This is a genomic window from Paraburkholderia sp. MM5496-R1 (assembly GCF_050436205.1).
GTDB lineage: Bacteria > Pseudomonadota > Gammaproteobacteria > Burkholderiales > Burkholderiaceae > Paraburkholderia > Paraburkholderia tuberum.
Genome location: NZ_JBNDLT010000002.1, coordinates 3,155,464 through 3,179,035, shown reverse-complemented (window position 1 = coordinate 3,179,035; position 23,572 = coordinate 3,155,464). Strand labels below are relative to the sequence as shown.

General features: G+C 65.2%; 19 protein-coding genes, 3 pseudogenes and 1 riboswitch. Of the genes and pseudogenes, 12 read left to right on the top strand and 10 right to left on the bottom strand.

The window, feature by feature from the left end:
• Positions 1 to 62: 62 nt before the first annotated feature.
• Both OKW38_RS21755 and copC read right to left on the bottom strand, forming a co-directional pair.
• Entirely contained in the window at positions 63 to 992 is a 930-nt protein-coding gene (locus OKW38_RS21755; RefSeq protein WP_090801769.1) for a CopD family protein, read from the bottom strand.
• The gene (copC, locus tag OKW38_RS21750; RefSeq protein WP_090801770.1) at positions 989 to 1,366 is read right to left on the bottom strand and encodes a copper homeostasis periplasmic binding protein CopC; all 378 of its coding nucleotides are present in this window, start codon (positions 1,364 to 1,366) and stop codon (positions 989 to 991) included. The genes OKW38_RS21755 and copC overlap by 4 nt, the downstream gene beginning before the upstream one ends.
• 394 nt (positions 1,367 to 1,760) lie before the next feature.
• On the opposite strand from copC, the gene OKW38_RS21745 reads away from it, so the two are divergent.
• The 4 genes from OKW38_RS21745 (at position 1,761) to OKW38_RS21730 (ending at position 6,350) form a co-directional block, all read left to right on the top strand.
• Positions 1,761 to 2,492, top strand: a complete 732-nt coding sequence (locus OKW38_RS21745; protein WP_429335296.1) for a c-type cytochrome — start codon at positions 1,761 to 1,763, stop codon at positions 2,490 to 2,492.
• Positions 2,493 to 2,513: 21 nt separating this feature from the next.
• On the top strand, positions 2,514 to 3,815 hold the full coding sequence (locus OKW38_RS21740) for a c-type cytochrome (protein ID WP_090801774.1): 1,302 nt from the start codon (positions 2,514 to 2,516) through the stop codon (positions 3,813 to 3,815).
• Between the two features lie 132 nt (positions 3,816 to 3,947).
• A complete protein-coding gene (gene trhA / locus OKW38_RS21735) occupies positions 3,948 to 4,568 on the top strand; it encodes a PAQR family membrane homeostasis protein TrhA (protein WP_035471054.1) in 621 nt (206 codons plus the stop codon).
• A gap of 225 nt (positions 4,569 to 4,793) precedes the next feature.
• Entirely contained in the window at positions 4,794 to 6,350 is a 1,557-nt protein-coding gene (locus OKW38_RS21730; RefSeq protein ID WP_429335297.1) for a DEAD/DEAH box helicase, read from the top strand.
• A 59-nt stretch (positions 6,351 to 6,409) separates the two neighbouring features.
• Here OKW38_RS21730 and OKW38_RS21725 read toward each other — a convergent pair whose 3' ends face one another.
• From OKW38_RS21725 to ggt, 4 genes and pseudogenes are all read right to left on the bottom strand, one after another.
• Positions 6,410 to 6,943, bottom strand: coding sequence for a hypothetical protein (locus tag OKW38_RS21725; RefSeq protein ID WP_429335298.1), 534 nt, complete (start codon positions 6,941 to 6,943; stop codon positions 6,410 to 6,412).
• A gap of 138 nt (positions 6,944 to 7,081) precedes the next feature.
• Complete coding sequence (locus tag OKW38_RS21720; protein WP_090801780.1) at positions 7,082 to 7,909, bottom strand: ferritin-like domain-containing protein; 828 nt, start codon at positions 7,907 to 7,909, stop codon at positions 7,082 to 7,084.
• A gap of 362 nt (positions 7,910 to 8,271) precedes the next feature.
• Positions 8,272 to 9,643, bottom strand: a pseudogene (locus OKW38_RS21715) (MFS transporter).
• A gap of 185 nt (positions 9,644 to 9,828) precedes the next feature.
• A complete protein-coding gene (ggt, locus tag OKW38_RS21710; protein WP_429362992.1) occupies positions 9,829 to 11,469 on the bottom strand; it encodes a gamma-glutamyltransferase in 1,641 nt (546 codons plus the stop codon).
• 319 nt (positions 11,470 to 11,788) lie between these two features.
• Here ggt and OKW38_RS21705 point away from each other — a divergent pair, with 319 nt between their 5' ends.
• The 3 genes from OKW38_RS21705 (at position 11,789) to OKW38_RS21695 (ending at position 13,920) form a co-directional block, all read left to right on the top strand.
• Positions 11,789 to 12,568 carry a DeoR/GlpR family DNA-binding transcription regulator gene (locus OKW38_RS21705; protein WP_090801783.1) on the top strand — a complete coding sequence of 260 codons (780 nt, stop codon included), beginning with the start codon at positions 11,789 to 11,791 and terminating at the stop codon, positions 12,566 to 12,568.
• Positions 12,569 to 12,874: 306 nt separating this feature from the next.
• Positions 12,875 to 13,072, top strand: a complete 198-nt coding sequence (locus OKW38_RS21700; protein ID WP_167368606.1) for a hypothetical protein — start codon at positions 12,875 to 12,877, stop codon at positions 13,070 to 13,072.
• Positions 13,073 to 13,266: 194 nt separating this feature from the next.
• Positions 13,267 to 13,920: a TetR/AcrR family transcriptional regulator gene (locus OKW38_RS21695; protein ID WP_429362990.1), complete on the top strand. Its 654-nt coding sequence runs from the start codon at positions 13,267 to 13,269 to the stop codon at positions 13,918 to 13,920.
• A gap of 28 nt (positions 13,921 to 13,948) precedes the next feature.
• Here the strand turns inward: OKW38_RS21695 and OKW38_RS21690 are convergent, their stop codons facing one another.
• Entirely contained in the window at positions 13,949 to 14,323 is a 375-nt protein-coding gene (locus OKW38_RS21690) for a hypothetical protein (RefSeq protein WP_429362988.1), read from the bottom strand.
• Positions 14,324 to 14,521: 198 nt separating this feature from the next.
• Between OKW38_RS21690 and glpD the strand changes: the two genes are divergently transcribed.
• From glpD to OKW38_RS21675, 3 genes are all read left to right on the top strand, one after another.
• Positions 14,522 to 16,051, top strand: a complete 1,530-nt coding sequence (gene glpD, locus OKW38_RS21685; RefSeq protein ID WP_429362987.1) for a glycerol-3-phosphate dehydrogenase — start codon at positions 14,522 to 14,524, stop codon at positions 16,049 to 16,051.
• Between the two features lie 259 nt (positions 16,052 to 16,310).
• Positions 16,311 to 17,810, top strand: a complete 1,500-nt coding sequence (glpK, locus tag OKW38_RS21680; RefSeq protein WP_429362985.1) for a glycerol kinase GlpK — start codon at positions 16,311 to 16,313, stop codon at positions 17,808 to 17,810.
• A gap of 97 nt (positions 17,811 to 17,907) precedes the next feature.
• Positions 17,908 to 18,594: an HAD family hydrolase gene (locus tag OKW38_RS21675; protein WP_429362983.1), complete on the top strand. Its 687-nt coding sequence runs from the start codon at positions 17,908 to 17,910 to the stop codon at positions 18,592 to 18,594.
• A 95-nt stretch (positions 18,595 to 18,689) separates the two neighbouring features.
• Here OKW38_RS21675 and ribB read toward each other — a convergent pair whose 3' ends face one another.
• The 3 genes and pseudogenes from ribB to OKW38_RS21660 all read right to left on the bottom strand — a co-directional run.
• Entirely contained in the window at positions 18,690 to 19,409 is a 720-nt protein-coding gene (gene ribB, locus OKW38_RS21670; RefSeq protein ID WP_429362981.1) for a 3,4-dihydroxy-2-butanone-4-phosphate synthase, read from the bottom strand.
• A 148-nt stretch (positions 19,410 to 19,557) separates the two neighbouring features.
• Positions 19,558 to 19,741, bottom strand: a riboswitch (FMN riboswitch).
• 141 nt (positions 19,742 to 19,882) lie between these two features.
• Complete coding sequence (locus OKW38_RS21665) at positions 19,883 to 20,596, bottom strand: helix-turn-helix domain-containing protein (RefSeq protein ID WP_429362980.1); 714 nt, start codon at positions 20,594 to 20,596, stop codon at positions 19,883 to 19,885.
• A 130-nt stretch (positions 20,597 to 20,726) separates the two neighbouring features.
• Positions 20,727 to 21,404: pseudogene (locus OKW38_RS21660) on the bottom strand (MFS transporter); the annotation flags it as partial.
• On the opposite strand from OKW38_RS21660, the pseudogene OKW38_RS21655 reads away from it, so the two are divergent.
• Positions 21,395 to 22,051: pseudogene (locus OKW38_RS21655) on the top strand (substrate binding domain-containing protein); the annotation flags it as partial. The pseudogenes OKW38_RS21660 and OKW38_RS21655 overlap by 10 nt on opposite strands.
• Positions 22,052 to 22,183: 132 nt before the next feature.
• Positions 22,184 to 23,569 carry a tRNA (N6-isopentenyl adenosine(37)-C2)-methylthiotransferase MiaB gene (miaB, locus tag OKW38_RS21650; protein ID WP_429362979.1) on the top strand — a complete coding sequence of 462 codons (1,386 nt, stop codon included), beginning with the start codon at positions 22,184 to 22,186 and terminating at the stop codon, positions 23,567 to 23,569.
• The last annotated feature ends 3 nt before the right edge of the window (positions 23,570 to 23,572 follow it).

Here is a 23,572-nt window from a genome sequence, read left to right as displayed (position 1 = left end):
CGCTTTTTTACGCGGCGCGCATCCATCGCCGATTGGTCAATCGCCTATGCCGCGCCGCGCGTTCAACCGAGCGCAGCGAACGCCGGCACGGTGTGTGACAACGCGGCCGCGACGACGAACACGCCGATCATCACGAGCGCTTCCAAATACATCACGTTGACGAAGGTGTGCGCATCCATCGTCGATGCGGTGCGACGCAGGCGTGGCAGCGCCGATGTGCGGTTCAGCGCGCCGAGCACCAGCGCGAGCGCGACCAGCACGAGCTTCAACGTCAGCACATGACCCCACGTGCTCGCCTGAATCGCTTCGAACGAACTGCCCGAGTCGCGCACCGCATTGAAGACGCCCGACAGCAACACCAACGCGACCGCGACGATCGACACGTTCGACACCTGGGTCGCCGTGCGGATCAGCATGCCCCGCGCGGTGGATGCCCCGAGCGCCGGCAGCACCGCCAGGCCGGAGGCCATCGCGAGTCCGCCCCATACGCTCGTTGCGAGCACGTGCAGCGTCTGCATGCCGATCGCGGCCGACACCACGCCGGCATCGGCCGCATGACCGAGCGACGCCTTACCCGCCGCGATCGCGAGCACCGCGAGCCACAGCAGCGTATTGCGCAGCATGCCCGTGCCATGGCTCAGCGCGGTGCCGAGCAGCACCAGCGCGCCGCCGAACGCGACGCTCCAGCCATAGCCGACATGCGTTTGCGTCAGCACCGTCGGCACCACGCCGAACGCCGCGGACAATCCGACACCGCTCATCGACGCCGCCTGATACAGGAGCCAGCCGAGATCCGCGAGCACCAGCACGATGGTGGCCGCGAGCATCGAGCGTTGCGCGCGCATCCAGCCGGGACGCGCCGGTGAAGTGCGCTGGAGCCCGTCCCTCGCGAGCCATGCGCCGAGTAGCGCCGAGCCGACGGCGAAGCCGAACGAGACGTTCATGAGCGTGGCCATTGCGACCTGCCCGATCCACAGTCCGTCGAAGTTCATTTGACGTTGAACGCGAAGTCGCCATGGGTACGATGGCCGTCGGTGGCCACCGCGATCCAGTGCACCGCATAGCGGCCGCTCGTCAACTGAGGCAGCGCGAGGTGCATCACGCGGGCGTCCGCGCTATCGACCGTCGACGCGCCCGGCGTCGCGGGCTTGCCGCTTGCATCGGCGAGTGTGATCTTGCTGAATGCGGGCTCGAGCGGCTCGGTGAAATGGATCGTCAGGTCGGTAGGCGCGACGGCGTCGGCGTTCGCGGCCGGCACGCTCGAGATCAGATGCGCATGCGCGAACGCGGTGGACGACATGGCCAGCGCCACCGCGCCGGACATCAACGCTCGCAGCGTCGACGAGGAGAAATCGAATAGCTTCATGTAAGGCCGATAGCGGATGAGAACGAACGGAACATAGGCGGGCCGGCGAGGCGCATCGTCTGCACGACGGCCGGCGAGCCCGGAAGTGTACGCTTCGATGGCGCGCGCGGGGATCGGTTCAACCTGGCTTGATCGAATGCGTCACGCGGCATCACGCTTGCGGCGGCGACGCCGTGATTATTTTTGAGGCAAAGACGTCGACCACGATCCGTGACGCAACCAAAGTCCGAAACCGGCATAACGCGACATACTGTCGCATGGCGGTCACACCTGGAACCGTCTCTAATGCGGCAAATAGTCACGATTACCCTTCGATGATAGAATGCTGCGTCGCCGCAGCGACGGCTGTCCTTCACACCGAGCCGCCCGAAGTTCGGTCAGGTCCCCGATTCCGATGGAGTTACGCGTGTCTTCAAGACGCCTCTTCCGCCCGTTGCTCGCCCTTCTGTTGATCGGCGCCGCGGGCGTCTATAGCGCAGCGAAAGCGCAGACTCAACCGAAGGCCCCCGACACGATGGAAGCGCGCGTGCAAGCCTGCACGGCCTGCCACGGCTCGCATGGGCAAGGTACCGACAACGACTACTTCCCGCGCCTCGCCGGCAAGCCGGCGGAATATCTGTTCAATCAGTTGCAGAACTTCCGTGAGGGGCGCCGCAGGTACCCGCCGATGAACTACCTCGTCACGTATCTCTCCGACGACTACCTGCATCAGATCGCCACCTTCTTCTCGCAACAACGCCCGCCGTATCCGACGCCGGCCAAGCCGACGGTCTCGGCCGCCACGCTCGCGCGCGGTGAGCAGATCGTGCTGCACGGTGATGCATCGAAGCAGGTGCCCGCTTGCGCGGCCTGCCACGGCAAGGCACTGACCGGTATGGAACCGGCAATTCCGGGTCTCGTCGGTCTGCACGCCGACTACATCAGCGCGCAGCTCGGTTCATGGCGCTCGGGCACGCGTCACGCGATCGCGCCGGACTGCATGCACACCATCGCCACGCGCCTCAGCGACGAAGACGTGAACGCCGTCGCGGCCTGGCTTTCCACGCAGCAGGCTCCGCCAAACCCCGTGCCGGCTCCGGCCCGCTCCTTGAAGACTCCGCTTGCCTGCGGCAGCGAACCGCAATAAGGCGCCGGGAGAGACATTCAAATGAAACACAAGTCTTTGTTCGCCCTCTCGGCAGTCGTCGTGGTCGCGGCCGCCGCACTCGTTCCCGTCCTCTGGTCGGGCGGCGACAATCTGCATAGCAGCGGCGCAGCCGTGGCGGCAACGCCCGCGGACCAGGCCGACCTGATCAAGAAGGGCGAGTACCTCGCCCGCGCCGGCGACTGTATCGCCTGCCACACGGTGCGCGGCGGCAAGCAGTTCGCCGGCGGCCTGCCGATGGCCACGCCGTTCGGCACGATGTTCACGCCGAACATCACGCCGGACGACCAGTACGGCATCGGCAAGTGGACCCAGGACGACTTCTATCGCGCGATGCACACCGGCCGCTCGAAAGATGGCAGCCTGCTTTATCCGGGCTTCCCGTTCACGAGCTACACGAAGGTCACGCGCGCCGACTCGGACGCGATCTACGCGTACCTGCGCTCGGTCGCGCCGGTCAACGTGCCGAGCCGTCCGCACGAACTGAAATTCCCGTTCAACCAGCGCAACATGCTGATCGGCTGGCGCACGCTGTTCTTCCGTGAAGGCGAGTTCAAGCCGGATCCGACCAAGTCGGTCGAATGGAACCGCGGTGCGTATCTGGTCGAAGGCCTTGGTCACTGCGGCATGTGCCACACGTCGATCAATGCGATGGGCGCCCCGGTCAGCTCGGCCGCGTTCGCGGGCGGCCTGATTCCGCTGCAGAACTGGTATGCGCCGTCGCTGACGTCGAACCGCGAAGCCGGCCTCGGCGACTGGGACCTCAAGGACATCGCCGACCTGCTCAAGACCGGCGTGTCGAGCCGCGGTGCGGTGTTCGGTCCGATGGCCGAAGTGGTTCACAACAGCCTGCAGTATCTGTCGACCGAAGACATCAACGCGATGGCGACGTACCTGAAGACGATTCCGCAGAAGAGCGAAGCACCGGAACCGCTGCAGCTCGAAACCTCGGAAAAATTCGGCGGCGAACTGCTGAAGCAAGGTCAGAAGATCTACGCTGACAACTGCGCGAAGTGCCACGAGGATAACGGTCTCGGCCGGCCGCCGGCATTCCCGCCGCTCGCGAATAACCAGTCGATCCAGATGCCGTCCGCGGTCAACCCGATCCGCATGGTGCTGAACGGTGGTTATCCGCCGAGCACGGAAGGGAACCCGCGTCCGTATGGCATGCCGCCGTTCGCGCAGGCTCTGTCGAATCAGGAAGTCGCAGCGGTCGTGACGTACATCCGTATGTCCTGGGGCAACCACGGCACGGCCGTGTCGCCGCAGCAGGTGGCCGAACTGCGTTCGGCGCCGCTCGACTAAGCAGGGTTCGACGCACCCCGGGCGCGGCCTGCGAAATTCGCGGCCGCGCCCTTCGTTTTTTCAGGACCGGTATCATGTGGGCCTGTTTGTGTTGGTGGTCGCCCTCGCGGGACCGTGCAGGAGGAAAGAGTTGTGCCCTTCGGTGAGCGTTTGAACAGCATCACCCATCTCGTCGGCGCCGTGCTGTCGGTGGTGGGGCTGGCGGCGCTCGTCACGATGGGCGCGCTCGCCGGCGACGCGTACAAGGTCGTCAGCTTCGCCGTATATGGTGCGATGCTGTTCGTGCTGTACGCGATCTCTACGCTGTATCACAGCGTCAGCCATCCGCGTCTGAAGGCGATTCTGCAGAAATGCGATCATTCGGCGATCTACCTGCTGATTGCCGGCAGCTACACGCCGTTCACGCTCGTCACGTTGCGTGGACCGTGGGGCTGGTCGTTATTCGGCGTGAGCTGGGGGCTCGCTGCCCTCGGCATCGTGCAGGAACTCACGCTCGGGCGACGCACCCGCAGCGTGTCGATGGTGCTGTATGTGTTGATGGGATGGCTCGCGCTCGTAGCCGTCCACCCGCTGGTGCAGGCGTTGCCGGCCGCGGGGACCGCGTGGCTCGTGGCCGGCGGCGTCATCTATAGCGTCGGCATCTATTTCTTCATCAACGACGAGCGCATCCGCCACGGACATGGTATCTGGCACCTGTTCGTACTGGCGGGCAGTCTGTGTCAATTCGTCAGTGTCGCGCGCTATGTCGCGTGACATTCCACGGCGACGAATTGCAACTTAAGGCCAGTCGACGTGTCTGCATAGCGCGTTGAAACATTCGGCACATCTGTGAGCGTGCCGCCGATTTCTCCGTGAACGGAACCGGGCCTCGGCCTCGAACACGCCATGCGGGCGTGTCGATGCCGCGCTGGTTTTTCCGCGTTGGGGTCCTTTGGGCCCAGCGGGGCCGTTCGCGACACTGCATTGCAAAGAGCTTTTATGTCTTTTGATTCCCTCGGCTTGTCCGAACCGCTGGTCCGCGCTGTCAATGAACTCGGCTACACCAGCCCGACTCCGATCCAGACTCAGGCGATCCCGGCCGTGCTCAACGGCGGCGATCTGCTCGCCGGCGCGCAAACCGGCACCGGCAAGACCGCCGGCTTTACGCTGCCGATCCTGCAGCGCCTGAATTCGATGCCGCCGGCCGCCGGCGGCAAGCGCGTGGTGCGCGCGCTGATCCTCACGCCGACGCGCGAACTTGCCGCGCAGGTCGAAGAAAGCGTGCGCGCCTACGGCAAGTATCTGAAGCTGAAGTCGACCGTGATGTTCGGCGGCGTCGGCATCAATCCGCAGATCGATGCGCTCAGGCGCGGCATCGATATCGTCGTCGCGACGCCGGGCCGTCTGCTCGATCACATGCAGCAGAAGACCATCGACCTGTCGCATCTCGAGATCCTCGTGCTCGACGAAGCGGACCGCATGCTCGACATGGGCTTCATCCACGACATCAAGCGCGTGCTCGCGAAGCTGCCGCCGAAGCGCCAGAACCTGCTGTTCTCGGCGACCTTCTCCGACGAGATCAAGACACTCGCCGATGGCCTGCTCGACTCGCCGGCGCTGATCGAAGTCGCGCGCCGCAACACGACGGCAGAAACGGTCGCGCAGAAGATTCACCCCGTCGATCGCGACCGCAAGCGCGAGTTGCTCACGCATCTGATCCGTCAGCACAGCTGGTTCCAGGTGCTCGTGTTCACGCGCACCAAGCACGGCGCGAATCGCCTCGCCGAGCAGCTGGCGAAGGACGGCATCAGCGCACTCGCGATTCACGGCAACAAGAGCCAGTCGGCACGCACGCGCGCGCTCGCCGAGTTCAAGGACGGTACGCTGCAGGTGCTGGTGGCGACCGACATCGCCGCACGCGGCATCGATATCGATCAGTTGCCGCACGTGGTCAACTTCGATCTGCCGAACGTGCCGGAAGACTACGTGCATCGCATCGGCCGCACGGGTCGCGCGGGTGCGACCGGCGAGGCGGTGTCGCTCGTGTGCGTCGATGAACTGCAGTTGCTGAAGGACATCGAGAAGCTGATCAAGCGTCCGGTCCCGCAGGAAGTGATCGCCGGTTTCGAGCCGGACCCGACCGCGAAGCCGGAGCCGATCCTGCGACGCGGGCAGGGCGGCGGCGGGCGCTCGCCGCGCCAGGGACAAGGTGCGGTGCGTCGTGACGGCGGTGCTGGTGGTGGCGCACCGGCCAAGCCGGCTCAAGGCTCCGGTCAGCGTTCGGCCCAGCGTGCGTCGAACGCTCAGCCCACGCCGCGGCCACAAGGTGCGAAGCCGGCCGGCAATGGCAATCAGCCGCGTCGCGATACGCAGCGTCACGACGATCGGCCGCGTACCGCCGCGCATGATGGCGCTCCCGCGCCCCATGCGCCGCGCAAGCCGCAGGGCAATCGTTCGCGCAACGGCAATCCGGGCGCGTTGCTCGGCGGCGGCGCGAAGCGCAACGATGCGCCGCGTGGTGCGCAACCGTCGCGCAACGGCGACCGTGGCCGTTAAGCGTCGCGCGGCCTAAAGGCTGCCCGCGCATCAGCCGTTAGCGCTTCCCTGCTCGAAGACTAACGGCTGCTCGCGGCGGCAGCCTGCTTCAAATGCTCGACCTGCCGTTCCCATCGCTCGAGCACCACACTCCCCTCTCCTTGCAATTCGAACGTGATGCCGCCCGTGAGGCGCGCATAACGGACGCTTTGCGCTTCTGCTGTGTCGATCGAGCCGAGCAGATAGACGAGGCCGCTGTCGTCGCCAGCAACACCGGGCAGCGGCGCGACACGCAACTGCACCTGATAGAACGCCGCATCGCAGACGAAGCTCAGCGCCGCGCGCCCGCTTTGCGCGATCGCGCGCGTCGCGCGCGCCTGCGGCCATAGCGCGATGCACAGCGTGCGCGAGTCGGGCGCATAGAGTTCGCCGACGCTCAGCAGAGATGTGCGCACGTGGCCGTTCGCATCGACGCTCAGTAGCGACGCGGTGAAGCCCTGCTTGTCCGCAAGCGACGAACCGTCGAACAACGCGCGCACGTTGGCCGGCCATTCGTCGAACACGATCTGTTCGAGCGGACGCGCGGACGTAGATGCGGAAGAGGAAGCGCTCATGCCATCGATCCAGTCGAAGTAGTCGGTAAAGCTCCATCATGCCTCGGAAAAACCAAAGCCCGCATGAGCGGGCTCCGGTTCGCTTCGTCAGGTCGTTGCAGCTGCATTCAGCCGATGCCTCGCGCAACGTTCGATAGCTCAGCGAAAGAATACGTGCTGCGTGATCTTCGCGAGCGGATAATGCACGCCCGGCTGAATGCGCGCCGGCAGATCGAGCGGCTTGAGCAGCATCTTCACGCACATGTCGGCGGACAGATTACGGCGCACCAGCTTGTTGATGCGCGCCGCGCGCTCGCGGTTATACGCGGAGTCGTGCACGCGCTCCGGATAGCGAATCGCGAACACGTGCCGCAACGCGATCTCCGAATCTTCGTTCTTGATTTCCATCACGCGACGCATCAACGCGCCCAGCACCGCGAGCCGACCGTTGCCCTCGATCCGGTTGTACTTCTTGAAGTACCTGAAAAAGTGCTTGTAGTGACGGACCTCGTCGGTGCGGATGTTGTCGGTGATCTGCTTGAGGACCGCTTCGTCCGAGCACTCGTTGATCGCGCGGTACAGCGTCGCGGTACCCGTTTCGACTACGCAACGCGCGACCATCTCCAGCGCGCGGGTCTTTTCGAAATCCTCGACCGAGCACGTGAGCGAATACTCGTCCATGAAATTGCGGAACGCGGTGTCCCAGTCGAACTCGGGCCATACATACGCGATATAGGTCTTCAGCGCCCGGCCGTGCTGCATTTCCTCGGGCTCCCACTCGTGGTTGAGCCAGGCCGAGACCTCGGGATCGTCGTTGAAAAACGTACTCAGATTGCTGGTGTAGAGATCGGTGCCGCTTTCGATAAACGAAGCCGCGCACAACAACAGCAGCAGGTCCTCGTTGGCCGCGGCCTTCTGACGGTCAATGCGCGTCAGATCGATGTCTTCGATCCGCCAGGGCATGACATGGTTCAGCTCTGTATGCATCGTGTCTTGCTCCCATGCTGTACCGACCCGTGGAGTTCTTCGCAACTGCCACCGCGCTCGCCGTGATGTTTCTGCGTGTCGGATACAACACCGTGAATTAGAGTTGGGCCCTTGTACTCTGCATCTTAGCCGGAGATATCCGACCTTGCAGATCACACAGCACAGACCATGCCGCATCGACGCAGTTCCGATTTCAAGATAGTCGAAATCTTCCAACGTGTTAAAACATGTGCGCAAGGCAAAAAAAGCCAGCCCAAAAGGCTGGCTTTTCGGACAGACATCAGACTCGGCGGGGTTGGGGCACGGGCGGGGCGCCCTAGGCGAGCCCCCTTGGGCGGCCCCCTGGGCGGGCTCCCTCTTCCTCAGGCAGGTTGGACGTCGCCCGGGATGGGACGCACGCGACGCATGCGCAGCGCGACGATGATCAGCGATACGCCCGATAGTACCGCCGCAAGCAGGACGTAATAACTTGGCGCGAGTTTGTCGCCGGTCAAATGAATGAAGGTTTCGACGATGGTCGGCGCGAAGCCGCCGAAGATCGTCACGCCGATGCTGTAACCGATTGAAAGGCCAGTCGAGCGCACCTGGGTCGGGAAGATCTCCGACATCAGCGCGGGCATCGGCCCCGAGTACGAGGCCTTGAAAATACCGGCGACGCCTTGCAGCACGAGCAGCCAGCCAATCGTCGGATGTGTCTGCAGCCATGCGAACATCGGATAGATCAGCAGGCCCATCAGGATCGACGTGCTCAGCATGATGCGAATTCGGCCGATGCGATCGGACAGCGCGCCCATGATCGGCGAGAAGATGAACTGCATGCCGCCGTTCAGCACGACCACGCCGAACGACGCGGCCGCCGCCATATGCAGCTGCTTGACCGCGTAAAGCGGCATGTAGAGCTGCAGCACGTACACGCCGACCGTCGACTGCGCAACCATGCCGATCGCGAGCAGCAGGTTGACCCACTGATTCGAGAACGACGCGTCCTTCGTTCCGCTGACGACCTTGTGCTCGCCAGCCGCCTCGCGAGCCGCGCGTTCTTCACGCAATGCCAGGAATTCGGGCGTCTCGTCGAGATGCGAGCGGATGTAGTAGCCGACCGGCCCGACCAGCAGACCGAACACGAACGGCACACGCCAGCCCCAGCTGTTCAGATGCTCGGCCGGCAAGCCACGCGGTCAGCAGCGAACCGAAGGCCGCCGCGGTGATCGCCGCGAGACCCTGGCTCGCGAACTGCCAGCTCGCGTAGTAGCCGCGCCGAGTCGCGCTGTGCTCGACCATGAACGCCGTCGCGCTGCCGAACTCGCCGCCGACCGCGAAGCCCTGCACGAGCCGCGCCAGCAGCACCAGCAGCGGCGCCGCGAGACCGATCGTCGAAAACGGCGGCATCACGGCCATCGTGAAAGTACCGACCATCATCAGCGCGATCGCGAGCGTGAGCGCCGCCTTGCGGCCCTTGCGGTCGCCGTACACGCCGAGCACGACCGCGCCGAGCGGGCGCATCAGGAACGAGAGGCCGAAAGTGGCGATCGCGAGCAGCGTCGACAGCCACTCGTCCTGCATCGGGAAGAACTCTTTCGCGATGATCGTCGCGAAGTAGCCGTAGACCAGGAAGTCGAACCACTCGAGCGCGTTACCGATCGACGACGAGAAAACGATCCGCCGCACCATCGCTTTCGAAAGCGGCGCGGCGTGGGGGAAAGCGGTCGTCGAGTGCGACGCGGGGGTATTCATGATGGTCTTCTGCCTGTCTGCTGCGTGATAGCTGTGGTAGGTGCGGCACCGTCTGGGTCAGCGAGGCGGCTGGCGGGCGCGCAATAGCGCGGCATATGCCATGCCGCGCGTTCGTTACGTGTTACCCGGGTATCGGACCTGAGTCCCGGTGCGGACCTCGGCCCCGGGCGTCGCCTCGTTATGGCCTAGAAGCCGGCGGCGAGACCGTCGCGGCGGCTGTCGCTGGCCGCCACGTAGCCGCGCTCCGGCTCGTTGCGATCGAGTTTCCAGATGAACTGGCCGGAGCCGAAGTCCATGTACGGATCGTCGACCGACTTGATCGTGTGGCCGAGCTTCTGCAGGCCCTCGGTGGTCTTCGGATCGAGCGTCGACTCGATATCGACCGTGAAGTCGCGGTTGACCTTCCAGCGCGGCGCGTCGCACGCGGCCTGCGGCTGCTGAGCGTAGTCGAGCATGCGCACCACCGTTTGCAGATGGCCTTGCGGCTGCATGTCGCCGCCCATCACGCCGAAGCTCATCACCGCTTCCTGCTGGCCGTTCACCTGCTGCGTGAGGAACGCCGGGATGATCGTGTGGAACGGCCGCTTGCCGCCCTCGACGACGTTCGGCGACTTCGGATCCATCGAGAAGCCGCAGCCGCGGTTCTGCAGCGCGATGCCGCTGTCCGGCACCACCACACCCGAGCCGAAGCCCATGTAGTTCGACTGGATGAAGCTGACCATCATGCCGCTCTCGTCCGCGGCCGACATGTAGATGGTGCCGCCCGCCTTCGGCATGCCGAAGTCGAAATGCGTCGCCCGCTTCGGATCGATCAGCTTCGCGCGCGAGCTCAGGTACGCGTCGTCGAGCATCTGCTCGGGCGTGACTTCCATCGACCGCGGATCGGCCACATAGCGATACAGGTCGGCAAACGCGAGCTTCATCGCTTCGATCTGCAGATGCTGCGACTCGACGCTGTCGACCTTCAGCGACTTCACGTCGAACTTCTCGAGGATGCCGAGCGCAACCAGCGCCGCGATGCCCTGGCCGTTCGGCGGAATCTCATGCACGGTGTAGCCGCGATAGTCCTTGCCGATCGGCTCGACCCAGTCCGCGCGGTAGTTGCGGAGATCGTCGGCGCTCAGCGCGGCGCCGCCTTCGCGTGCGAACGCGGCGATCCGCTCGGCGATCTCGCCTTCGTAGTACGCGCGCGGGCCCTGCTCGGCGATCAGGCGCAGCGTCTTCGCGTGACCGGGCAAGCGCACCAGCTCGCTGACCTCAGGCGCGCGGCCGCGCGGCATGAAGGTCTGCGCGAAGCCCGGCTGATCCTTCAGTTCCGGCACCGCGGCCGCCCATTTGTAGGCGACGATGCTCGCCACCGCGTGACCGCGCTCGGCGATCTCGATGGCCGGCTCCATCAGGTCGGCGAACGGCAGCTTGCCGAACTTCTGGTGCAGCGCTTCCCAACCGGCGATCACGCCCGGCACCGTGACGGCGTCCCAGCCACGCTTCGGCTGTTTCGCGAAGCCGTTTTCCTCGCCGTATTTGCGCTTGAAGTAATCGACGTTCCACGCAGCCGGCGACACGCCCGACGCGTTCAGACCATGCAGCTTCTTGCCGTCCCACACGAGCGCGAACGCGTCGCCGCCCAGGCCGCACGACACCGGTTCGACCACTGTCATCGCTGCGGCCGCCGCGATGGCCGCGTCGACGGCATTGCCGCCCTTCCACAACATGCGCAGCCCGGCCTGCGCCGCGAGCGGATGCGAGGTCGAAACGATATTGCGTGCGAATACGGGCAGACGTTGCGTCGGATAAGGGTTTTGCCAGTTGCTAAAGCCAGTCATGTCGAACACTCTCGAAAGCGCGGGCCGGCACGAAAAAGTCGCCGGACATCATGGGAAAGGTTGTAAGGCAGGTAAATCGCGGAACCCAGAATTGCATCGCGAAGCGCACCAAAAAACAAATTCATTTATCAAATGAATAAATGCGTATTGCACCTGAATAAAGGTTCGAGCAGGTTCGGCGCATTCGCGGCCAGTTGGCGGACAAGGGGCACGATGGTTTTACAATAGCCGCAATCGCGTTCGTCGACGGCGGGCTTTCTGCCAGCCGCTCGATGATCGCGACGGACCACGCCGACACGACAGCCACCACCCGAGACACATGACACGAGACCCCCGCCTGACTCTCAACGCCCGGCAACAGGAATTGCTGGAATGGGTGCAACGCGACGGCTTCGTGACCGTGGACGACCTCGCGAGCCACTTCGACGTCACCCCGCAGACGATCCGCCGCGACGTCAACTGGCTCGCCGATATGAATCTGCTGCGCCGCTATCACGGCGGCGCCAGTCTGCCGACCAGTTCCGAGAACGTCTCCTACACCGCGCGCCAGCGCATGTTTCATGAAGAGAAAAGACGCATCGCGGCGCTAGTCGCCACTCACATTCCCGATCAGGCATCGCTTTTCATCAACCTCGGCACGACCACCGAGGAAGTGGCACGCGCGCTGAACCGCCACCGTGGACTGCGCGTGATCACGAACAATCTGAACGTCGCGAGCATGATGAGCGGCTACCCGGATTGCGAAGTGCTGGTGACGGGGGGCATCGTGCGGCCGTGGGATAAGGGCATCGTCGGTGAACTGGCGATCGACTTCATCCGGCAGTTCAAAGTCGATTTCGCGATCATCGGCACGTCGAGCATCGAAACGGACGGTACGCTGCGCGATTTCGACACGCGCGAAGTGCGTGTCGCCGAGGCGATCATCGAGCACGCACGCACCGTGTTCCTCGCCGCGGATCACTCCAAGTTTGGCCGCCCGGCGCTAGTTCGCCAGGGACATCTGGAGCAGATCGACGCATTGTTCACCGACGCCGCGCCGACCGCCGAGATGGCCGAGGCGCTGAACGCCGCGAATTGTCAAATCTATATCGCCGGATAATTCCAGGCGATCTCCGCCATGCTGCGGTGCACGCAAAACCTCGCGTGAAATCAAGAATCTGGCTGCGGGGCCGGACCGCCTATCGCGCGACCAATTGTCAAATGGAAAATTTACGGGGACCAGGTTGGCGTTTCATCGGTGCTCGCCTACACTCCAGTTCCCCAACGTGCGTTGCGAGTTTCGCACGGCGTCGGTTTGTGAATCTGTCGTGTAAGCCGTACCTCCCGCCCTGATCCTTAGCGGACCCCGCCCCGGCCTGCCGGTCGACGGCAAGGCTGTCCGCAATTTGCTGACATGGAGAGAACGATGCTGAGTCCGCATGAATTCGCCACGTTGTTACTCGTCAAGGACGCCCCCAACCAGGTCGAAATGGACCGAGAAGAACTCGATGCGTTGCTCGAACGCCAACTGGTGCAACTCGAGCGCCTCGCATCGGGCAACGAAGAATGGCGCGTGACCGAAACCGGCGACACCGCATTGCGGGCCATCAAACGTTTTTCCTGAGATTCCCTGTCGTTCGATCCGAGAGCCGTTGGCGGCGTATCCGCGCCGCCCTGGCGGATGCGCCGCGCGCTTCGCTCGCGACTGCCGGGCTCGTATCGTTCAATTCCCTGACAGCGGGCCGCCTTCGCGGCCCTTTGTTGTGCGCATCTCATTTACACAGTAAATTCACGCGACGGACTTCCCCGCCCTCGCGCATGCCCAAGACGCTCTCCGCCGACGACATCCAGCAGTTTCGCGAAGCCATGCGACGCGTCGCCGAAAACGCATTTGCGACCCGCGGCGCGCAAGGCGTGACGATGCGCGAGCTGGCGAAGGAGCTCGGCTGCAGTGCGATGACACCGTATCGCTATTTCCGCGACAAGGAAGAAATTCTGGCGATGGTCCGCGCCGCCGCGTTCAACCGCTTCGCCGCGCGCCTCGAAGCGGCCGCGCGCGGCATCCCCGCGAACGCCCCCGCCATCGATCACAGCGCCGTCGGCCGGGCCTACGTCGACTTCGCGCTCGATGAACCGCACGCCTACCGTTTGATGTTCGATCAGACGCCGCAACAGCGAGGCGCTTACCCTGAACTGGCCGCGGCGTCGCAGCGCGCGTGGCGTCTGCTGGAAGCGCACTTCGAGCGGCTCGTCGAGGCGGGTATTCTCGAAGGCAATCCGCGCCTGATCGGCTATGCGTACTGGACGAGCCTGCACGGCTTCACGATGCTCGCGCTCGCGAACCAGCTACCGCCGTCGGCCGCGCAACAGGCGGATTCCGCCGGCGACGGAGCGCCGCAGCCATCACGTGAAGCCGTGTTCGCGCAGCTTTTGCGCATGCTGTGGCGCGGAGCGTTGGCGCCGCACAAGTGAACCGGCTCGCCGGTCAACCCGTTGCTGCTTAACCGTTACGCAAGGTCGGATCGGCACTCGCACGCCAGCTGATCGCCCTTGCGCGTTGCTCGTTGAAAAACTCGACCCACTGGTTGCGCACCTTCGTATCGCTGCTCGTCGCCTCGCTCGCATGGCGCTGCGCGATCGATGCCTGGAACGCGCAGAAGTCGTCGTTCGACAGCCGGCCGCGCCGGTTCGCCACATAGGCATCGAAGAACGTCTCATAGACGTTCTGCGCGTCGCTGCCGTAGTCGACGGTTTGCGGCGAGCACATCTTCTGTAACGCCTCGAACGACGTTGCGCCCCTCGTCCCTTCCAGACTCGGCGTACTCACGCATCCCGCCAGCAGCGCCGCCGCGCCGATCATCAAAAGTCCACGCATACATCACCTCGAAATGGCTGCTACCCAGAGTATCGTCCGCGGTCGCGCGTTGTGCCACTCCGTGCCATTCGACCCAGGCTCGCTCGGGTCGAAGCGAACTTTACTTTTTCGAATATGTTCATTAAAGTTCGAAAACGAACATGCTTCATTCAATTTGCTTTCCAACTTACTCCCAGATTCGATGCAGAGGCTCACCAGGTGACGCAAGGCACGAAATACGATTTGCTCGTCGTCGGTGGCGGGATCAACGGCGCCGGCATCGCCCGCGACGCGGCCGGCCGCGGCCTGGCGGTGCTGCTGTGCGAGCAGGACGATCTGGCCGCGCACACCTCGTCGGCGAGTACCAAGCTGATCCACGGCGGCCTGCGCTACCTCGAGTACCGCGAGTTCGGGCTCGTGCGCAAGGCGCTGCAGGAGCGCGAGACGCTGCTGCGCGCGGCGCCGCACATCATCTGGCCGCTGCGCTTCGTGATGCCGCATATGCCGGATCTGCGCCCCGCCTGGCTGATCCGCGCGGGTCTGTTCCTGTACGACCATCTGGCCAAACGTGAGCTGCTGCCGGGCTCGCGCGGCATCGTGATGAGCCGGCATCCGGCCGGCGCGCCGCTCGTCGAAACGATCAAGCGCGGCTTCGTTTATTCGGACGGCTGGGTCAACGACGCGCGCCTCGTCGTCCTGAACGCGCTCGACGCGCACGAGCGCGGCGCGACGATCCTCACGCGCACGAAGCTGGTCAACGCAGAGCGCGCCGGCGGCGAGTGGCGCGCGCAACTGCAACGCGCGGACGGCACGACGCTCGACGTGCGCGCCGCCGCGATCGCGAACGCGGCGGGCCCGTGGGTCGGCGAGCTGCTGAAGGGCGCGCTCGGCCGGCCATCGGCGCATAGCGTGCGGCTCGTCAAGGGCAGCCACATCGTCACGCGGCGCCTGTTCGAACACGACCACGCGTACATCTTCCAGAACGCCGATAAGCGGATCATCTTCGCGACTCCCTACGAGCACGACTACACGCTGATCGGCACCACCGACCTCGAATATCGCGGCGACCCGTCGCAAGTCGCGATCGACGCCAACGAAACGCAGTATCTGTGCGATTCGATCAACCGCTACTTCAGGCAGAAGATCTCGCCGGCCGACGTGCGCTGGAGCTATTCGGGCGTACGCCCGCTGCTGGAGGACGAGAACGCGGACAATCCGTCGGCGGTCACGCGCGACTACTCGCTCGAACTCGACGCGCCCGCGGAACAGGCGCCGCTGCTGTCGGTATTCGGCGGCAAGATCACGACGTTTCGCAAGCTCGCCGAGCAGGCCGTCGATACGCTCACCGACGCGCTGCGCCACGGCGGGTCCGCGTGGACCGTCGACGCGCCGCTGCCGGGCGGCGACATCGCACAGGCGAACTTCAATCGCTTCCTCGGTGAGTTCTCGCGCGAGCATGCGTGGCTGCCGGCGTCGCTCGCGCATCGGCTCGCGCGCGCGTATGGCACGCGCGCGAATCGCGTGATCGGCCTCGCGCGCTCGCGCGCCGAGCTCGGTCGCGAGTTCGCGCCGGGACTGCACGAAGCCGAGCTGGTTTATCTGCGCGATACCGAATGGGCGCGCACCGCGCAGGACGTGCTGTGGCGGCGCTCGAAGCTCGGCCTGCACGTCGAGCCGGGCACGCTCGATGAGGTTACGCGCGATATCGACGCGTGGTTCGCGCGCGAACCGGCCCGGCAGAGCGCGTAGGCGGCCCGGCCGGGCAAACTGGCATGCCCCGACAAAAGCGGCGGCAAACACAACGCGGCGCCAATGCGGGGTGAAGCAAACGGCGCGGGCCCGTAGAAACGGCGCACACCATCCGCGCGCCCCGGGCCGGCCCCACCGCAGCTTCGGCTGGACGACACCGGCACGCGCCCTCACACTATGGCGGCCCGCTCACGACAACACGCCGCTCGCATCGCCGGCCAGCAATCCGGCGATCCGTAACATGCATGGAGAAGAGACAATGCTGGATCAGTACGTTCTCGCGCTTGACCAAGGCACCACCAGCTCGCGCGCGATGCTGTTCGACCGGCGCGGCAACGTCGTGTCGACCGCACAAAAGGAATTCCAGCAGATCTACCCGCACCCGGGCTGGGTCGAGCACGATCCGCAGCAAATCTGGTCGACGCAGGCCGGCGTCGCCGCCGAGGCGGTCACGCGAGCCGGCATGAACGGCACGTCGATCGCGGCGATCGGCATCACGAACCAGCGCGAAACCACGATCGTGTGGGATCGCGAAACCGGCCACCCGATCTACAACGCGATCGTCTGGCAGGACCGCCGCACCGCCGACTTCTGCGACGACCTGAAAGCGCAGGGTCTCGAAGCGAGCGTGCGCGCGAAGACCGGCTTGCCGATCGACTCGTATTTCTCGGCGACCAAAATCCGCTGGATTCTCGACAACGTCGAAGGCGCGCGCGAAAAAGCGCGTCAGGGCCGGCTCGCGTTCGGCACCGTCGACAGCTGGCTGATGTGGAATTTCACGAAGGGCGCGCTGCACGTCACCGACGTCACCAACGCGTCGCGCACGATGCTGTTCAACATCCACACCCTGAAGTGGGACGACGAACTGCTCGCCGCGCTCGACATTCCGCGCAGCATGCTGCCGGAAGTACGGCCGTCGTCGGAGGTGTACGGGCCGACGGTGACCACCGTGTTCGCGTCGAAGATTCCACTCGCGGGCATCGCCGGCGATCAGCACGCCGCGCTGTTCGGCCAGATGTGCACCGAGTCCGGCATGGTCAAGAACACCTACGGCACCGGCTGCTTCCTCGTGATGAACACGGGCGCCAAACCGATCGAATCGAACAACAATCTCGTCACGACGATCGCCTGGCAGATCGGCGAGCGTATCGACTACGCGCTCGAAGGCAGCATCTTCATCGGCGGCGCCGTGGTGCAGTGGCTGCGCGACGGCCTCGGCATCATCAGGAACGCGGCGGAAATCGAAACGCTCGCGCGCGGCGTGCCGCATTGCGACGGCGTATATCTCGTGCCCGCGTTCGCCGGCCTCGGTGCGCCGCACTGGAACGCGCATGCGCGCGGCACGCTGTTCGGCGTCACGCGCGGCACGACTTCCGCGCATCTCGCGCGCGCGGCGCTCGATTCGATCGCCTATCAATCGCTCGATGTGCTGAAGGCGATGGAAGCCGACTCGGGCATTCGCATCGGCGAGTTGCGCGTGGATGGCGGCGCCTGCGCGAACAATCTGCTGATGCAGTTCCAGGCCGACATCCTCGGCGTCGACACGGTGCGCCCCCAGGTGTCCGAGACCACCGCACTCGGCGCCGCCTATCTGGCCGGTCTTGCGGTGGGCTACTGGAAGGACATCGACGAGTTGAAAAGCCAGTGGAAGCTCGAGCACCGCTTCACGCCGGCGCTACCGCATGCGGAGGTCAGGACCTGCCTCGATGGCTGGCAGCGCGCGATCCGCGCGGCGAAGGCCTGGGCCGATACGCCGTAAGGACGCGGTCCGAAAGTACGTATGATGACGCTTTTCATCCCGGCGCGCGGGCCCGCAACCCGCCGCCCGCGCGCTTTGCGCTTACCGTTTTTCAGGCATGATCGACCACCTCATCTGTGACTGCGACGGCGTGCTCGTCGACAGTGAAGTCATCGCCGATCGCGTGATGTTCGACACGCTGACGGCCACCTTCCCCGGCATCGATTTCGCCCGCGTCGTCAAAACCGCGTTCGGCCAGCAAACCTCGCGCTTTCTCGCCGGCCTCGAAACGCGGTTCGACATCACGCTGCCGGTGAACTTCCTCGACACGATCGAGCACCATGTCGAGCTCGCGCTCGCCTCGTCGCTCGGTCCGATCCACGGCGTGCGCGACGCGCTGCAACGCGTGACGCTGCCGGCTGCGGTCGTGTCGAACAGCCGTATGTCGCGCGTCGCCGCATCGGTACGGCGCGCGGGTCTGCAGCAGATTTTCGGCGAGCGCGTGTTCAGCGCCGAGCAGGTCGCGCGGCCGAAGCCGTATCCGGACGTCTATCTGTTCGCGGCCACGACGCTTGGCGTCGTGCCGGCGCGTTGCCTCGTCGTCGAGGACAGCGTCGCGGGGTTGAACGCGGCGCGCGCGGCCGGCATGAAGACGATCGCGTTCGTCGGCGCGAGCCATATTCCGGACGGCTACGCGGATGCGCTGCGCGCGATGGGTATCACGCGAATCATCAAGCATATGGATGAACTGCCGGCGCTCATCGAGGCGGGCGTGCGCGGCGAATTCGGCGACGTGCAGTCGTAGCGGTTTTGCGCAACGCCGATAAAAAAGCCGGTTCTTCGGACGAAGAACCGGCTTTTTTGCGTCATGGCGTCGCGTGCCGCTCGATGGATGGCCCGTCAAGCCTCGGCCATCGCGCCCTCGCGCACCTGCGCGAGCGACTCGCGAAACTCGACCAGCTCGGCGATCGTCAGCATCGGCAGATCATGTTGCGCGGCGAAGCGCTCGACGTCCGCGCCACGCGTCATCGTGCCGTCGGCGTTCATCAGTTCGCACAGCACGCCGGCCGGCTTCAGGCCCGCGAGAATCGCCAGATCGACGGTGCCTTCGGTGTGGCCGCGCCGCGCCAGCACGCCGGCCGGCATCGCGCGCAGCGGGAACACGTGGCCGGGGCGCACGATGTCGGCGGGTTTGGCGGTATCGGCGATCGCGGCGCGGATCGTGGTCACGCGATCCTGCGCGGACACGCCGGTGCTGACGCCTTCGCGCGCTTCGATCGACACCGTGAACGCGGTGCGGTGACGGCTTTCGTTGTTGACGGCCATCGGCGGCAGTTCGAGCGCGCGGATCTTGTCGTCGGGCAGGCACAGGCAGACGATGCCGCTGCATTCCCGGATCAGCAGCGCCATCGTTTCGACCGACAGGCGCTCGGCCGCGACGATCAGATCGGCTTCGTTCTCGCGGTCGTGGTCGTCCTGCAGCACCACGGCACGGCCCTCGCGCAGCGCCTGCAAGGCGGCGGCGATACGCGGCGGAACAGCTTCGGTGGCAAGCAGCGGGAGATCGGCGAAGGCATCGTCTGCAATCGTCGACGGAGCAGGAAAAGTAGCAAAGGACATAGTTGAAACGCTCATCGCAAAAGTTGGGCGAGAAACGTTTCAGGGCATTGCAAACAGACTGACACGCGCCGCCCAGGCGCCGCGCGAAAGCGGACGCTGATACGCCACCCAGGCTACAGGTGGCGTCGCGGAACGCACATGACTATCTGCACATCTTCTTCCATCCGGACTATGACCGTCGGCTCTGGCTTCTGACCAGATCTGCTGACCCCGCTCCTGTCTCCGCTATTCCGAAGGCTAAGCGATGCGGGCGCTCGCGGGCTTGCCGGCTCACGCTGTCGCGCTGCCGGCCCACCGCCGGTGGGGAATTTCACCCCGCCCTGAAGACGCACTGATTGCCGGTTCGACCGGCGGGCGAAGCATACAACAGTCGCGCGAGCGCTGCAGCGCGACGAACAAAGACCCTACTCACTGCATTGGACCTGCATCGACGCCCTGACCCGCGCTTGAACCTCGGACGCCGTCCTCGATTCTCAACCCGGCGCACCTTCGCGTGCGGCTTCGTCGCGTGCGGCGCCCGCGGCCGGCACTTCCCAGCGCGGCGGCGTCTCAGCCCGCAACGTCACGCGAAACGCGCGCGCCTCGGTGTCGCCGGGATTGCGCAGGCTGTGCGGCTGGTCGGCGTCGAACACGATCGCGTCGCCGGTCGCGAGCAGTTGACGCTGGTCGTGCACGCTGACTTCGAGCGTACCGTCGCTGACCACCAGATTCACCGTCGTGCCAGGCGCGCGGCGTACGCCCGCTTCGGTATGCAGCGGGGCGATCCGCAGTTCGTGAGACTCGGCGGCGATCGACTCGTCGTCGGGATAGAGCGGCCGCACCGAGTAGCGACCGTTCGCGCTGACCACGCGGGCCGAGCGCTCGGCCGGCAGATGCTCGAAGCCGTTGGTCGCGTGACGCCGCAGGAACGCCGCCACCGACACCTTCAGCGCCGCCGCCACCTTGCACAGCACCTTGATCGACGGCACGCTGCGCGCCGACTCGATCTGCGCGAGCATGGCGCGCGACACGCCTGATGCGCGCGCCAGCGCATCGAGCGAAAGCTGCCGTTCGGCGCGCAACCGCGCCAGATTCACGCCGACCAGCTGTTCGAGCGCATCGAAGGGTTCGGCGGAGCGCGGCGCCGCGTCGGTGTCGGCATCGGCATCGGCAGAGGGATCGCGGACCAGCGCGAGCGGGGAATGCATATTGGCCTCCAGAGCGCCGCCAGGCGGCGCAAGAGCAGTAAGTGGAAGCAAGATAGCATCGGCTTTCGCCGCGCCCAACGAAGTTATCTTCACACTGTTATCAGCATGGCGGAGGCAAGCAACTGACGACTCACGCGCTTTGCGCGAGCGCGCGCGCCGGCGCATCCATGCGCGCCGCGAACCACGTCAGCAGCAGCGCGGCGACGCTGACCGCGGCCGCGACCCACGGCAAGGTATCGAGCGCGTGACCGTGATTGATCACGAGACCGCCGAGCCACGCACCCGCCGCATTGCCGACGTTGAACGCGCCGATGTTCAGCGTCGACGCGAGATTCGGCGCGGCGGCCGCCTTCTCGACCACGCGCATCTGCAACGGGGGCACCGTCGCGAACGCCGCGATGCCCCACACGAACACCGTGATCGCGGCAGCCGCTTGCGAATGGCCGGTGCGCGCGAAGATCGCCATCACGACCGCGAGCGCGGCGAGAATGCCCATCAGCGACGGCATCAGCGCGCGGTCCGCAAGCTTGCCGCCGACCATGTTGCCGACCGTCAGGCCCACGCCGAACAGCACGAGGATCAGCGTCACGCCGCGCGGCGAAAAACCGCTCACCTGCTCGAGGATCGGTGCGATATAGGTGAACACGACGAACACACCCCCGAAGCCGAGCACCGTCATCGCGAGGGCGCTCCACACTTGCGGGTCTTGCAGCACGCGCACTTCGTGGGCGAGGCCGGCCGGGCCGGTGTCGTGGCGGTTCGGCACCAGCGCGCTGATGCCCGCGAGCGACAGCACGCCGCAACCTGCTGATGCACTGGCTCGACGAGTTCAACGCGCTGTACCCGGACGTGACGTTCGCGTTGACGCTGTCGGATGCGCTGGCCAATCTCGTGCAGGAGGACATCGATCTGGCGATCCGCTTCGGCGTGCCGCAGGACAGCTCGCTGGTCGCGCGCCGGCTCGCGCCGAACCGGCGGGTGCTGTGCGCATCACCGGCATACGTCGGGCGTCGCGGCGAGCCGAAGGACCCGCTCGACCTCGCCAATTTCGACTGCATCGTGCTCGGCACCGCATCGGGGCCGGCCAGCGAATGGCGCTTCACGCGCGGTGACGAGGTGCAGCACTACAGCGTGCCGTTCGAAGCGGCGCGCGAAACCAACGACGGCGCGGTCGCGCGCGAATGGGCGCTGCGCGGCTACGGCATCGCGATCAAATCGATGTGGGACGTGGAAGCGGACCTGCGCGCCGGCCGCCTGAAGATCCTGCTGCCGGAATGGCGCTACCCCGATGCGCCGCTGCACGCGCTGTATCACCGCAATCGCTTCATGGCGCCGCGCGTGCGCGTGCTGCTCGATTTCCTCGCCGAGCGCTTCGCGCAGGTGTCGGATGAACTGGAAAGCCTGCTGGGACTGCCGCCGGACCGGCCAATGAGCGCCGAAACCCCCGTTGCGTGAAGGGCTATAATATGCAGTTACGCTGCAAAGACACGCTCAAGCTGGCCATCACGCGCCGCGCTGCCCCGCGCCGCGGCCTCCTTCACCTTTTTACGACGCCCCCAGGTTAACCACTGCGACCGGCGAAATTCGATGACCAAGAAAGTTTATGTAAAGACCTTTGGCTGCCAGATGAACGAGTACGACTCCGACAAGATGGTCGACGTGCTCGGTGCCGCTGAAGGACTCGTCAAGACCGACACGCCGGAAGACGCCGACGTGATCCTGTTCAATACCTGCTCGGTGCGCGAAAAAGCGCAGGAAAAAGTCTTCTCCGACCTCGGCCGCGTACGCGAGCTGAAGGACGCGAATCCGAATCTGATCATTGGCGTGGGTGGCTGCGTCGCGAGTCAGGAAGGCGCATCGATCATCGCGCGCGCGCCGTACGTCGATATCGTGTTTGGTCCGCAAACGCTGCACCGCCTGCCGCAGATGATCGACGAGCGCCGCGCAAGCGGCCGCGCGCAGGTCGATATTTCGTTTCCCGAAATCGAGAAGTTCGATCACCTGCCGCCGGCGCGCGTCGAAGGTCCGAGCGCGTTCGTGTCGATCATGGAAGGCTGCAGCAAGTACTGCAGCTACTGCGTCGTGCCGTACACGCGCGGCGAGGAAGTGTCGCGTCCGCTCGACGACGTGCTGACCGAAATCGCCGGCCTCGCCGACCAGGGCGTGCGCGAAGTCACGCTGCTCGGTCAGAACGTGAACGCTTATCGTGGAAAATTCGGCGGCGCGCCGACCGTGGGTTCGACCGAGATCGCCGACTTCGCGACGCTGATCGAATACGTCGCGGACCTCCCCGGCATCGAACGGATCCGCTACACGACGTCGCATCCGAAGGAGTTCACGCAGCGCCTGATCGACACCTACGCGAAGGTGCCGAAGCTCGTCAGCCACCTGCATCTGCCGGTGCAGCACGGCTCCGACCGCATCCTGATGGCGATGAAGCGCGGCTACACCGTGCTCGAGTACAAGTCGGTGATCCGCAAGCTGCGCGCGATTCGCCCGGACCTGTCGCTGTCGACGGACATGATCGTCGGCTTCCCCGGCGAGACCGAGGAAGACTTCGCGAAGATGATGGCGCTCGTCGAAGAGATGAAGTACGACACGAGCTTCTCGTTCATCTACAGCCCGCGTCCCGGTACGCCGGCCGCGAACCTGCACGACGACACGCCGCGCGAGGTGAAGCTCAAGCGCCTGCAACATCTGCAGGCCACGATCGAAGAGAACGTGCAGCGCATCAGCGACGCGATGGTCGGCAAGGTCGAACGCATTCTGGTCGAGCGCCCGGCGCGCAAGGACCCGAACGAGCTCGCGGGCCGCACCGGGAACAACCGCGTCGTCAATTTCCCGGCGCCGGTCGCGTCGCATGCACGGCTGATCGGTCAGATGGTCGACGTGAAGATCGTGCACGCGTATCCGCACTCGCTGCGTGGTGAACTCGTGATGGTTCACGACGACAGCGCCGCGACGACGCATTGAACG